Consider the following 11,752-nt stretch of genomic DNA (forward strand, 5'->3'; position numbering starts at 1 on the left):
GCGCCCCGGCCTCCGGCGCCCGCCGGAGGCTAGAGGCGGGCCGCGAAGCCTGCGACCGCCTCGGCCACGTCCGCCTCCGTCCAGGACAGGCCCGGCGCGGTGACCTCGACCTCCGTCATGGACAGGCCGGGCGGGCCGTCGGGGGACCAGCGGCGGAAGAGCATCGTGCCCGTCTCCTCCGCGAGGCGGACGCCCGCCTCGGTGAGGCGGTCCGCGTCGTAGGGGAGCCACACCTGGAACTGGTGGGTGTGCGGGACCTCCGGGGTGACCCGGAACCAGGGGACCGCCGGGGCGGCGGCGAGGGCCGAGGACAGCGCGGACGCCACCGTCCGCGCCTTGGCCACGTAGGACGGAAGCCTCGGCAGCTCCCGTTCCAGCCCGGCCAGGGCGGAGAGCGCGGCCGGGAACTGGCGGAAGATCTGGCCCCCGTAGCGGTGGCGCCAGACCCTGGCCTCCTCCACCAGCGAGGCGGATCCGGCGAGCGCCGCCCCGCTCAGGCCGCCCAGCGACTTGTAGAAGGAGACGTACACCGAGTCCGCCAGCGCCGCGATCTCCGGGAGCGTCCGGCCGAAGTGCACCGTGGACTCCCACAGCCGGGCGCCGTCGAAGTGGACCACCGCGTCCCGTTCCCGGGCGGTGTCCACCAGCGCCGACAGCTCCCCCCACGTGGGCAGCAGGAAGCCCGCGTCGCGCAGCGGGAGCTCCAGCATCAGCGTCCCGAACGGCTCCGGCAGCCCGGCGACCTCCGAGGCGGCCGGCTGGCGCGGTTCGCCCGTCGGGTGGACGGTCCGCAGGCCCGAGACCACGGACAGCGCACCGCCCTCCCACCGCTCCGGATGGCTCATCGGATGCAGGGCGACCACGGGGTTCCCGGTCCGTCCGGCCCAGCAGCGCAGCGCGATCTGCTGGGCCATGGTCCCGGTCGGGAAGAACGCCGCGTCCTCGGTCCCGAGCAGCTCCGCGACCCGGCGTTCCAGCCGCTCCACGACACCGGTGCCGTACACGTCGGCCGGCTCGTCGGGGTCCGCGGCCAGACCGCCCAGGTCCGCCAGCAGCTCTCCGACCGTCGCCTCCCGCAGGCTGTGCGACAGCTTCCGCTCCGCGACCCGCCCCGCCGCGACCAACCGCTCGGCGACCCGCTCCGCGTCCGTGACCCGCTCCGCGTCCGTGACCCGTTCCGGCTCCCCGCCCGTGCTCGGCTGCGCGCCCGTGCTCCGCTCCGTGTCCTCGTTCATGCCCCGATCATCGCCGACCGGCCCGTACGCCAGGAGCTAGCATGGCGACGTATCGTCCGGTACCCCCCGCGGACTGGAACGGAAGGCCTTCCCCGCGTGAATACAGCCCCTCAGGCGGAGCGCCCCGCCAGGCTCGCCGTCGGTGTCGTCGGAGCCGGCCGGGTCGGCCCCGCCCTGGCCCGCGCCCTGCAGCAGACCGGGCACCGCCCCGTCGCGGTGTCCGGCGTCTCCGACGCCTCGCGCCGCCGCGCCGCGCGGATGCTGCCCGACGTCCCCGTCGTACCGCCCGCGCAGGTCCTCGAAGTCGCCGACCTCGTGCTGCTCACCGTCCCCGACGACGCGCTGCCGTCCCTGGTGGAGGGCCTCGCCGAGACCGGCGCGGTCCGCCCGGGACAGCTCCTCGTCCACACCTCCGGGCGGTACGGGGTCTCCGTGCTGGACCCGGCGCGCCGCGCGGGCGCCCTCCCGCTGGCCCTGCACCCCGCGATGACCTTCACCGGCACCGAGGTGGACGTGCAGCGCCTCGCGGGCTGCTCCTTCGGGGTGACCGCCCCCGACGAGCTGCGGCTCGCCGCCGAGGCCCTGGTCATCGAGATGGGCGGGGAGCCCGAGTGGATCGCGGAGGCGAACCGCCCGCTGTACCACGCGGCCCTCGCCCTCGGCGCGAACCACCTGGTCACCCTGGTCGCCCAGTCGATGGAACTGCTGGCCAAGGCGGGCGTCGAGCACCCGAACCGGATGCTCGGCCCGCTGCTCGGCGCGGCCCTCGACAACGCCCTGCGCTCCGGTGACGCCGCCCTGACCGGCCCCGTGGCCCGCGGCGACGCCGGCACCGTCGCCGCGCACGTCTCGGAGCTGCGCAAGCACGCCCCGGGCACGGTCGCCGGGTACCTCGCGATGGCCCGTACGACCGCCGACCGGGCCCTGGCGCACGGTCTGCTCAAGCCCGAGCTCGCCGAGGACCTCCTCGGCGTCCTCGCCGACGGAGCGAACGGAGCCAACGGAGCCAACGGCTCAGGCTCCGGCCCGGGTTCCACCGGCCCCACGGGATCCGCGGGTGGTGACCGGTGATCCTCCTCGACACCGCCCGCGAACTGCACGGCCTCGCCCGGACCGGTCCCGCCGCCCGCCGCGCCGTCGTCATGACCATGGGCGCCCTCCACGAGGGCCACGCCACCCTGGTCCGCACCGCCCGCGCGCAGGTCGGCCCCACCGGCCAGGTCGTGGTCACGGTCTTCGTCAACCCCCTCCAGTTCGGGGCGAACGAGGACCTCGACCGCTACCCCCGCACCCTCGACGCCGACCTGGCCCTGGCCGAAGCGGCGGGCTCGGACGCCGTGTTCGCCCCGGCCGTCGACGAGGTGTACCCCGGCGGGGACCCCCAGGTCCGCGTCAGTGCCGGACCGATGGGCGGGCGCCTCGAAGGCGCCACCCGCCCCGGGCACTTCGACGGCATGCTGACCGTCGTCGCCAAGCTGCTCCACCTCACCCGCCCCGACCTGGCCTTCTTCGGCCAGAAGGACGCGCAGCAACTGGCGCTGATCCGGCGGATGGTGACCGACCTGAACTTCCCCGTCGAGGTGGTCGGCGTACCGACCGTCCGCGAGGAGGACGGGCTCGCCCTGTCCTCCCGCAACCGCTACCTCTCCGCCAAGGAGCGGCACACCGCCCTCGCCCTCTCCCGCGCCCTGTTCGCCGGCCGCGACCGGCTCGCCGCGCAGGCCGCGCTGCGCGCCCGCGCCGCGGCGCAGGCCCCGCCGGCCGGCGACGAGCGGGCCTCCGGCCTGGCCCGGCTCGGCGAGATCCGGGCCTCCGCCGACGCCCACGCCGTCGCGGCGGCGGGCGCCGGGCTGCCGGACGCCGTACGGGCCGCCGCGCGCCACGTCCTCCAGGAGGCGGGCCGCCACGAGCCGCCCCTCGTGCTGGACTACCTGGCGCTGGTGAATCCGCAGGACTTCACCGAGGCCGGCCCCGGCTTCACCGGTCAGGCCGTACTGGCCGTCGCCGCGAAGGTGGGCGCGACCAGGCTGATCGACAACATCCCATTGGAGTTCGGAGCACACGCGTGAGCACCACAGGCAGAGGCCCCGCAACACCGGGCGCCAGCACCGGCATACGGCTGCACGCCCCGGCCCCCGGCTGGTCCGTGGACGCCGATGTCGTGGTCGTCGGCTCCGGCGTCGCCGGCCTGACCGTCGCGCTGCGCTGCGCGGCCGCGGGCCGCCGTACCGTCGTGGTCACCAAGGCCCGGCTCGACGACGGCTCCACCCGCTGGGCCCAGGGCGGCATCGCCGCCGCCCTCGGCGACGGGGACACCCCCGAGCAGCACCTCGAGGACACCCTCGTCGCGGGCGCGGGCCTGTGCGACGAGGCCGCCGTCCGGCTCCTGGTCACCGAGGGCCCGGGCGCCGTGCGCCGGCTCATCGCCGAGGGCGCCGTCTTCGACACCTCCGCCGAGACCGGGGAGATCGAGCTGACGCGCGAGGGCGGCCACCACCGCCGGCGCATCGCGCACGCCGGCGGGGACGCCACCGGCGCCGAGATCTCCCGGGCGCTCGTCGAAGCCGTCCAGGAGGCCGGCATCGAGACCGTGGAGAACGCCCTCGTACTGGACCTCCTGCAGGACGCGCGGGGCCGTACCGCGGGCGTCACCCTGCACGTCATGGGCGAGGGCCAGCACGACGGGGTCGGCGCCGTCCACGCGCCCGCCGTGATCCTGGCGACCGGCGGCATGGGCCAGGTGTTCTCCGCGACGACCAACCCGTCCGTCTCCACGGGCGACGGCGTGGCCCTCGCGCTGCGCGCCGGGGCCGAGGTCTCCGACCTCGAGTTCGTCCAGTTCCACCCCACCGTGCTCTTCCTCGGCGCCGACGCGGAAGGCCAACAGCCCCTGGTGTCGGAGGCCGTGCGCGGCGAGGGCGCGTACCTCGTCGACGCCGACGGCGTCCGCTTCATGACCGGCCAGCACGAGCTCGCCGAGCTCGCCCCCCGCGACATCGTCGCCAAGGGCATCATGCGCCGCATGCAGGAGCAGGGCGCCGAGCACATGTACCTGGACGCCCGGCACTTCGGCGCGCAGATGTGGGAGCAGCGCTTCCCGACCATCCTGGCCGCCTGCCGCTCCCACGGCATCGACCCGGTCACCGAGCCCATCCCGGTCGCCCCCGCCGCGCACTACGCCTCCGGCGGCGTACGGACCGACCTGCACGGCCGCACCACCGTCCCCGGGCTGTACGCCTGCGGCGAGGTCGCCTGCACCGGCGTGCACGGCGCGAACCGGCTGGCCTCCAACTCCCTGCTGGAGGGCCTGGTCTTCGCCGAGCGGATCGCCGACGAGATCATCGGCAACCCGCCCGCCGGCAACGGCCCCGGCATCCCCGTCCCGGCCACCGGCCCCCTCCAGCCCGCCGAGGCGCGCTACGAGATCCAGCGCATCATGACCGACGGCGCGGGAGTGCTCCGCTCCGCCGAGTCGCTCAGCCGGGCCGCCGCCGCGCTCGAAGCCCTGTACGCGACGGCGCTGACGGAGCTGGAGAGCCAGGGCAAGACGGCCGTCCCCGGCACGGAGACCTGGGAGGCCACCAACCTGCTGTGCGTGGCCCGGGTGCTGGTCGCCGCCGCCCAGCGGCGCACGGAGACCCGCGGCTGCCACTGGCGCGAGGACCACCCCGACCGGGACGACACCGACTGGCGCCGCCACCTCGTCGTACGCCTGTCCGCGACCGAGCGGCGGGCCCTGGTCGTCACCCCCACCGACTCGGCGGACTTCCCGTCCGTACAGATCCCCCTGAGCACCGACAGCCTGGAGCGGTAACCGTGAGCACGCACGAGCACGAGCACGAGCACACCCCCCACGAGCACGAGGAGCTTCCGCTGCTCGACCAGAGCGAGGGCGGCGGCTGCGGCGACGACTGCGCCTGCGGCGAGGGCGAGGAGACCGGCCTCGACCCGGCGCTCGCCCAGCTGCTCGTGGACGCGGGCCTGGACCCCATCGAGGTCGAGGACATCGCGCACATGGCGATCTCCGAGGACCTCGACGGCGGGGTCGACGTGACCACCGTCGCCACCGTCCCCGAGGACGCCGTCGCGACGGCCGACTTCACCGCGCGCGAGGCGGGCACGGTCGCCGGCCTACGCGTCGCGGAGGCGGTCCTGTCCGTCGTCTGCACCGACACCTTCGAGGTCGAGCGGCACGTCGAGGACGGCGACCGCGTCGAGCCCGGCCAGGTGCTGCTGTCCGTACGGGCCCGCACCCGGGACCTGCTCACCGGCGAGCGCAGCGCGCTCAACCTGCTCTGCCTGATGTCGGGCATCGCCACGGCGACCCGCGCGTGGGCCGACGAGCTGGAGGGCACCAAGGCCAAGGTCCGCGACACCCGCAAGACCACGCCGGGCCTGCGCTGCCTGGAGAAGTACGCGGTCCGCTGCGGCGGCGGCGTCAACCACCGGATGTCCCTCTCCGACGCGGCGCTGGTCAAGGACAACCACGTGATCGCGGCGGGCGGCGTCCGCGAGGCCTTCAAGGCCGTGCGCGAGCAGTTCCCGGACCTCCCCATCGAGGTCGAGGTGGACACCCTCCAGCAGGTCCGCGAGGCCTTGGACGCGGGCGCGGACCTGATCCTGCTCGACAACTTCACGCCCATCGAGACCGCGGAGGCGGTGGCCCTGGTCCACGGCCGCGCGGTGCTGGAGTCCTCGGGCCGCCTCACCATGCACAACGCCCGCGCCTACGCCGAGACGGGCGTCGACTACCTCGCGGTCGGCGGGCTCACCCACTCCTCCCCGATCCTGGACATCGGCCTCGACCTCCGCGAAGCGGTGTAACCGATGCTCCTCACCATCGACGTGGGCAACTCCCATACGGTCCTGGGCCTGTTCGACGGTGACGAGATCGTCGAGCACTGGCGGGTCTCGACCGACCCGCGCCGCACGGCCGACGAGATGGCCGTGCTGATGCAGGGCCTGATGGGCATGCACCCGATGCTCGGCAACGAGCTGGGCGACGGCATCCACGGCATCGCGATCTGCTCGACGGTGCCGGCGGTCCTGCACGAGCTGCGCGAGGTGACCCGCCGCTACTACGGCGACGTCCCGGCGGTGATCGTGGAACCCGGCACCAAGACGGGCGTCCCGATCCTCATGGACAACCCGAAGGAGGTCGGCGCCGACCGCATCGTCAACGCGGTCGCGGTGGTCGAGCTCTACGGCGGCCCGGCGATCGTGGTCGACCTCGGTACGGCCACCACCTTCGACGCCGTGTCCGCGAAGGGCGAGTACGTCGGCGGGGTGATCTCCCCGGGCATCGAGATCTCCATGGAGGCCCTCGGTGTGCGCGGCGCCCAGCTCCGCAAGATCGAGCTGGCCCGCCCGCGCAACGTCATCGGGAAGTCCACCGTCGAGGCGATGCAGTCGGGCGTGGTCTACGGATTCGCCGGCCAGGTCGACGGGATCGTGGCCCGGATGGCCAAGGAGCTGGCCGGCCCGGGCGGCTCCCCGGACGACGTCCGCGTCATCGCCACGGGCGGTCTGGCCCCCATCGTCCTCGGTGAGGCCGCGGCCATCGACGAGCACGAGCCCTGGCTCACCCTGGTCGGCCTGCGGCTGGTCTACGAGCGCAACGCGCCCAGCTTCGACTGACCGGGCGGGCCCGCCGCGGGCCCGCCGTCCGGCCCGACGGCCCCCGTCCTCCCCGCGGGGCGGGGGCCGTTTTCGCCCCACGGGCCCGCCGGGGATGTCGTATGTTGGCGAGCCGACTGCCCAGGCGAGTACAGGACGGACGGCCCGCATGCCCCGTGACACCGCCTACTCGCGCGTCGCGGACGCCCTGCGGACCCGGATCCGGGCCGGGGAGTGGCCCGTCGGCGGCAGGCTCCCCTCCCGGGCCCGGCTGGCCGCCGAGTACCGCGTCGGGCAGTCCGTCACCCAGCGCGCGATGGAACTCCTGATCATCGAGGGCCTCCTCGACGGCCGGGCCGGCGCCGGCACCTACGTCCGGGTCCCGCGCGCCCGGCTGCGCGTGGTCCGCTCCCGCGGCGGCGGCGGCCCGGCCGGCTCCGGGCCCGTTCGCGGGGAGTCCCGGTCCCACACCAAGACCCGGGTCGCCGCCACCGAGGGCATAGCGGAGCGGCTCGCGATCGCCCCGGGGGACCCGTGCGTGCTCACCACGTACGCCTTCCTCGACGAGGACCGGCCCTTCGAGGTGTGCGAATCATGGGAGCCGATGGCCGTCACCGACGGAACCCCGGTCCTGCTGCCCGAGCTGGGTCCCCACAAGGGCGCCGGAATCGTCCAGCGGATGCGCGCGATCGGCATCACGGTCACCTCGGCGCTGGAGGTCCCGCGCCCGGCGCGCGCGACCCGCCGCCAGGCCGGTCTGCTCGGCATCACCGTCGGAGACCTGATCACCGAGATCGAGCGCACCCACTACGCGGCGGACGGCCGCGCGGTGGAGACCGCCGACATCGTGGTCTGCGACCGGCACTCGGAGATCGCCTACGAGATTCCCCTCCGGTAATCCGGAACGGGTGACGTGCGCGCCGGAGCGGAACGCACGGCCCTGAACGCAAGGCTCGCCGGCCCGCACGCACGTCCTTACCGTGTCCTGACGCCTGGCATGGGAAATTCCCCGGAAATGGCCGAAGTGCGGCCGTCACGGGGATACCGTCACCCCACGAGAAATACCGGGAGCTCGTCCACGGCGCTGCACGCGCCCGTGAACGGAGGAGACACCATGACCGCTCGGCCCGCCTGGCAGAAGTCCTCGTTCTGCGGCGAGGGGGACAACTGCGTGTACGTCAGCGCCGCCCCCGGCACCCTGGTCCGCGTGGCCGACCGTGCCGACCCGGCCCATCTCGTTCTCGCCACCACCCAGGCCGCCTGGGCCGATTTCCTCCGCGAGGTCAAGCGGTCGGGCTGAGCGGCCGGGCTGAGCGGCCGGGCTGAGCGGCCGGGCCGGGTCCGCCGGGTCCATTCCGCGGGGACACGCGCCGCGCACGTGTCCGCTGAGGGAATTTTGTCCGATTAGCGCGTATCTTCGGCCCATGCCCACGCCCTACGGATCCCGCGGCGGCATGGCGTTCGGCGCCGATGAGCTTCACGTGCTCAGGCGCTCGCTCGCTCACGCCCTTCAGTCCACGACGGCCCCACTGACGGCCACCGAGGTCCAGGACTGCCTGCGCCTCGCGGCGTCGGTGGACGACGCGGTCCAGGAGGCGGGCCGGCTCAGAGCCTTCCTCCTCGCCGACCTGGCCCGGTACAGAGCCGCCCTGCCCGGGAGCCTCCCCGGCTACCTGGAACTGCTGCAGGACGCCCTGGCCGCCGGCTACGAGCCGGTGCCGGACGACCTCGCCGCCCTGCGGGCGCTGCGCGCCAACCCGGTCGCGGCCGCGCTGCTGGACCGGGCGCAGGGGATCGCGGAGCGCTCCGTACGCCGCAGGCTGTCCACGGCGCCGGCCCCGCGGACCCGGCTGCTGACCCTCGCGGGCGGCACCGCCACGGGAGCGGGCCGTGCCACGGGTCAGGGCTCCGGCTCCGACTCCGGCAAGGAGAGCGACCCGGCGCGGCCGCAGCCCAAGCCGCATCCCGACGACCGGCCGGGGCGGCCCATCCCCACCCCGGGCGAGGTGTTCCCGCCGCGCCGCAAGCCCACGCCGCCCCCGGAGGCCGGGCGCGCGGCCGGGTAGCTAGGCTGGGGGCATGGACTACGTTTCCGCGCTCGTGCCCCCCTTCGTGATGGCCGTGTTCTTCATCGCGCTCGTCGTGACGATCGTGAAGAGCCAGGGCGGTGCCAACAAGGCCAAGGAGGACGCGGTCGTCGACGCCGTGCTCTCCCGTGCCGAGGCCGCCCAGCAGCCCCGGTCCCAGACCCACGAGTAGCCCCGCAAGCAGGCCCCGCAAGGGGACGGGCGTACGGCCTCCAGGGCCGTGCGCCCGTTTTTGTTGCGCGTTGGATCCCGAATAGCCGGGCAATTCCGCACAACCCGCACTATCGTGCTGATGTGCCTCGCCCCTTGGGAGAACTCGAAGACGCAGTCATGACGCGGGTGTGGCAGTGGAACCGCCCGGTCACCGTTCGCGAAGTCCTGGAGGACCTCCAGCAGGAACGGTCCATCGCGTACACCACGGTCATGACCGTTATGGACAATCTCCATCAGAAGGGCTGGGTCCGCCGGGAAGCGGAAGGCCGGGCCTATCGATATACGGCGGTCTCCACCCGAGCCGCGTACTCGGCCGCACTGATGAACGAAGCCTGGTCGACGAGCGACAACCCCGCCGCCGCTCTCGTGGCCTTCTTCGGGATGATGTCGGCGGAACAGCGCGAGGCACTCCGGGACGCCGTACGCATCGTGCAGCCGGCCGCCCCCGAAGAGCCCGCGGACTCCCCGGCCCCGGCACCCGGCGCCGAAGACGACTCCGGCGGGCGGAGCACGGACCCGGGGCGATAACGTCCGGGCATGGGTGAGTTTTCCGCTGCAGATGCAAAAACAGTGACGATCCGCCGAGCGCGCACCGGTGACGTTCCCGCGCTGCGCCGCCTCCTCGACCAGTACGTGCAGCAGCGCATCCTGCTCGACAAAGCGCCGGTCGTCCTTTACGAGGACATCCAGGAGTTCTGGGTCGCCGAACGCGACTCCGACGGTCAGGTGGTCGGCTGTGGCGCGCTCCACGTGATGTGGGAAGACCTGGCCGAAGTCCGCACTCTCGCCGTCGACCGCGACTTGAAGGGCGTGGGAGTCGGCCATCTGGTGCTCGACAAGTTGCTCCAGACCGCCCGCAGGGTAGGCGTCAGCCGGGTTTTCTGCCTGACCTTCGAAGTGGACTTCTTCACGAAGCACGGCTTCGTCGAGATCGGCGAGACCCCGGTCGAGACCGATGTGTACATCGAGCTGCTGCGTTCCTATGACGAGGGCGTCGCCGAGTTCCTGGGTCTCGAACGGGTGAAGCCGAACACCTTGGGCAACAGCCGGATGCTTCTGCACCTGTGATCGATCACAGCGGGGATTTCCCGGGACCCCCGTACGTGTGGCCTATGTCCGAATCGCGCACGTTTCCCGACCCGTTGCGGACCCGAACCCGTGACAGGGGGTTTGTGTTTTCCAGGCAAAAGCGGTTTCCTTTCCGCGTACTGCTTTTCGATGAAAGGAAATCCCGGTGGCACAGAAGGTTCAGGTCCTTCTTGTCGACGACCTCGACGGCGGCGAGGCGGACGAGACGGTGACGTTCGCTCTGGATGGCAAGACCTACGAGATCGACCTCACCACCGCCAACGCGGAAAAGCTCCGCACTCTGCTCGACCCGTTCACCAAGGGCGGCCGCCGCACCGGTGGCCGTGCCGCGGCGGGGCGTGCCAAGGGCGGCCGCGGCGCCGCGGTGTCCGGTCACCCGGACACCGCCGAGATCCGCGCCTGGGCCAAGGCCCAGGGAATGAGCGTCAACGATCGCGGCCGCGTTCCGCAGGAGATCCGCGAGGCCTACGAAAACCGGGGCTGACCCTCGGGCAGCCCCCCGGTGACGACGCGCCTCGCAGGGGCCGTACGCCGCCTCAGTCGCGCCCGGTGGCATTCCGTCGCCGCCGCCGCGACCAGGCGTACGAGACCGGGCCCGGCGCTGTCTTCTCCGAGACCGGGCCCGGCGCCCTGCCCGTGCGCGGGCAGGGCGGGCAGCAGTGCCTCGCACCCCTGCTCGGGGGGCCGCAGCCAGACGGCGGCCCCCCGAGGGTTTTCACCGGGCCCCACGAGGTGTCCCGGAGGCAACGGAGCGGTGATCCGGCCACCCGTACCCAGGGCGGTCAGGTCCAGGGCGACCCCGCCCCACTCCAGCCACTCGAGCAGCCCCTCCAGCTCGTCGGCGCTCCCCGCGGCCACCAGGAAGCGCATCCTGCGGCCCATGAGCGCCACCGGACCCGTCGCGAGGGGTCTGCGCAGCACCGCGGCGCCGGCATCGGCCGGCAGCTCAAGCACGTCGAACAGGACCCCGGTCACCAGCTGCACGGGCGGTCCGCCGGCCAGTGGCCAGCCGAGCACGCGTTCGTACCAGGACGCAGTCGTGCCGGTCGCGGTGCGGGGGAGCGGGACAGTGACGGGCGGCGCGGTGGGAGCCATGACCGGAGCAACTCCCCAAACGCTCCGGGGTTACGCGCGATGTGACGTTCAGCACTCGTATCAATGCGGAACGTAAACATCCGTGGGGGTGGAGTCCCACATTCGGGACGGCGACGTGTTCGCCCGTAGCGGAGGGACCCGTCGTCCACCGGCGTGAACTGTCCGCTCCTACGGGTAAGACATTCCTAGTGGATCGGGGCGACACGCAGATTTGCAGGGTCCGAGACCGGCTTCCGTTCGCCATCGGCGTACACGTGTGACGGGTATCTGCCTGGCCTGCGGGAACATCGTCTCGCACCATCGGGTTGGAGCAGTTGTCGGCACTTACAACCGGGTTTTCCCACGGACGTGAGGGTGAGCCGCGGACGGATGTCGGCAGTTGGAATGAGCTGTCCCGCCCCGCGGGACTAGCATGCG

General features: G+C 73.3%; 14 protein-coding genes. 12 read left to right on the forward strand and 2 right to left on the reverse strand.

Annotation, left to right across the window (positions count from 1 at the left end):
• Nucleotides 1–29: 29 nt before the first annotated feature.
• The gene (locus tag OG389_RS21640) at nt 30–1,235 is read right to left on the reverse strand and encodes a threonine aldolase family protein (RefSeq protein ID WP_328300117.1); all 1,206 of its coding nucleotides are present in this window, start codon (nt 1,233–1,235) and stop codon (nt 30–32) included.
• 96 nt (nt 1,236–1,331) lie between these two features.
• Between OG389_RS21640 and OG389_RS21645 the strand changes: the two genes are divergently transcribed.
• The 12 genes from OG389_RS21645 to OG389_RS21700 all read left to right on the forward strand — a co-directional run bounded on the left by OG389_RS21645 (nt 1,332) and on the right by OG389_RS21700 (nt 10,724).
• Complete coding sequence (locus OG389_RS21645) at nt 1,332–2,306, forward strand: Rossmann-like and DUF2520 domain-containing protein (RefSeq protein ID WP_328300118.1); 975 nt, start codon at nt 1,332–1,334, stop codon at nt 2,304–2,306.
• A complete protein-coding gene (gene panC, locus OG389_RS21650; RefSeq protein ID WP_328300119.1) occupies nt 2,303–3,304 on the forward strand; it encodes a pantoate--beta-alanine ligase in 1,002 nt (333 codons plus the stop codon). Before OG389_RS21645 ends, panC begins: the two co-directional genes overlap by 4 nt.
• Complete coding sequence (locus OG389_RS21655; protein ID WP_328300120.1) at nt 3,301–5,049, forward strand: L-aspartate oxidase; 1,749 nt, start codon at nt 3,301–3,303, stop codon at nt 5,047–5,049. The genes panC and OG389_RS21655 overlap by 4 nt, the downstream gene beginning before the upstream one ends.
• 59 nt (nt 5,050–5,108) lie before the next feature.
• Nucleotides 5,109–6,059 (forward strand): carboxylating nicotinate-nucleotide diphosphorylase, encoded by a 951-nt coding sequence (nadC, locus tag OG389_RS21660; RefSeq protein WP_328303973.1) that lies wholly within the window; start codon nt 5,109–5,111, stop codon nt 6,057–6,059.
• Between the two features lie 3 nt (nt 6,060–6,062).
• A complete protein-coding gene (locus OG389_RS21665) occupies nt 6,063–6,872 on the forward strand; it encodes a type III pantothenate kinase (RefSeq protein ID WP_328300121.1) in 810 nt (269 codons plus the stop codon).
• A gap of 148 nt (nt 6,873–7,020) precedes the next feature.
• Complete coding sequence (locus OG389_RS21670) at nt 7,021–7,749, forward strand: GntR family transcriptional regulator (protein ID WP_328300122.1); 729 nt, start codon at nt 7,021–7,023, stop codon at nt 7,747–7,749.
• 216 nt (nt 7,750–7,965) lie between these two features.
• Complete coding sequence (locus OG389_RS21675) at nt 7,966–8,151, forward strand: DUF397 domain-containing protein (RefSeq protein WP_328300123.1); 186 nt, start codon at nt 7,966–7,968, stop codon at nt 8,149–8,151.
• Between the two features lie 124 nt (nt 8,152–8,275).
• Nucleotides 8,276–8,917: a hypothetical protein gene (locus OG389_RS21680; protein WP_328300124.1), complete on the forward strand. Its 642-nt coding sequence runs from the start codon at nt 8,276–8,278 to the stop codon at nt 8,915–8,917.
• A gap of 13 nt (nt 8,918–8,930) precedes the next feature.
• The gene (locus OG389_RS21685; protein ID WP_328300125.1) at nt 8,931–9,110 is read left to right on the forward strand and encodes a hypothetical protein; all 180 of its coding nucleotides are present in this window, start codon (nt 8,931–8,933) and stop codon (nt 9,108–9,110) included.
• A 122-nt stretch (nt 9,111–9,232) separates the two neighbouring features.
• The gene (locus OG389_RS21690) at nt 9,233–9,679 is read left to right on the forward strand and encodes a BlaI/MecI/CopY family transcriptional regulator (protein ID WP_328300126.1); all 447 of its coding nucleotides are present in this window, start codon (nt 9,233–9,235) and stop codon (nt 9,677–9,679) included.
• A 9-nt stretch (nt 9,680–9,688) separates the two neighbouring features.
• Nucleotides 9,689–10,219 carry an amino-acid N-acetyltransferase gene (locus OG389_RS21695; RefSeq protein ID WP_328300127.1) on the forward strand — a complete coding sequence of 177 codons (531 nt, stop codon included), beginning with the start codon at nt 9,689–9,691 and terminating at the stop codon, nt 10,217–10,219.
• A 166-nt stretch (nt 10,220–10,385) separates the two neighbouring features.
• Nucleotides 10,386–10,724 (forward strand): histone-like nucleoid-structuring protein Lsr2, encoded by a 339-nt coding sequence (locus OG389_RS21700; protein WP_328300128.1) that lies wholly within the window; start codon nt 10,386–10,388, stop codon nt 10,722–10,724.
• Here the strand turns inward: OG389_RS21700 and OG389_RS21705 are convergent.
• Nucleotides 10,706–11,335 carry an SCO3374 family protein gene (locus tag OG389_RS21705; protein ID WP_328300129.1) on the reverse strand — a complete coding sequence of 210 codons (630 nt, stop codon included), beginning with the start codon at nt 11,333–11,335 and terminating at the stop codon, nt 10,706–10,708. The genes OG389_RS21700 and OG389_RS21705 overlap by 19 nt on opposite strands.
• Nucleotides 11,336–11,752 lie beyond the last annotated feature (417 nt).

The sequence above is a fragment of the Streptomyces sp. NBC_00435 genome (genome assembly GCF_036014235.1).
In the GTDB taxonomy this organism is placed as follows: domain Bacteria; phylum Actinomycetota; class Actinomycetes; order Streptomycetales; family Streptomycetaceae; genus Streptomyces.

Excerpts from the sequence above, each read along its gene's own strand:
- OG389_RS21640 (WP_328300117.1), bottom strand. The coding sequence starts at position 1,235 with ATGAACGAGGACACGGAGCGGAGCACGGGCGCGCAGCCGAGCACGGGC.
- OG389_RS21665 (WP_328300121.1), top strand. The coding sequence starts at position 6,063 with ATGCTCCTCACCATCGACGTGGGCAACTCCCATACGGTCCTGGGCCTG.
- OG389_RS21670 (WP_328300122.1), top strand. The coding sequence starts at position 7,021 with ATGCCCCGTGACACCGCCTACTCGCGCGTCGCGGACGCCCTGCGGACC.
- OG389_RS21675 (WP_328300123.1), top strand. The coding sequence starts at position 7,966 with ATGACCGCTCGGCCCGCCTGGCAGAAGTCCTCGTTCTGCGGCGAGGGG.
- OG389_RS21680 (WP_328300124.1), top strand. The coding sequence starts at position 8,276 with ATGCCCACGCCCTACGGATCCCGCGGCGGCATGGCGTTCGGCGCCGAT.
- OG389_RS21685 (WP_328300125.1), top strand. The coding sequence starts at position 8,931 with ATGGACTACGTTTCCGCGCTCGTGCCCCCCTTCGTGATGGCCGTGTTC.
- OG389_RS21695 (WP_328300127.1), top strand. The coding sequence starts at position 9,689 with ATGGGTGAGTTTTCCGCTGCAGATGCAAAAACAGTGACGATCCGCCGA.
- OG389_RS21705 (WP_328300129.1), bottom strand. The coding sequence starts at position 11,335 with ATGGCTCCCACCGCGCCGCCCGTCACTGTCCCGCTCCCCCGCACCGCG.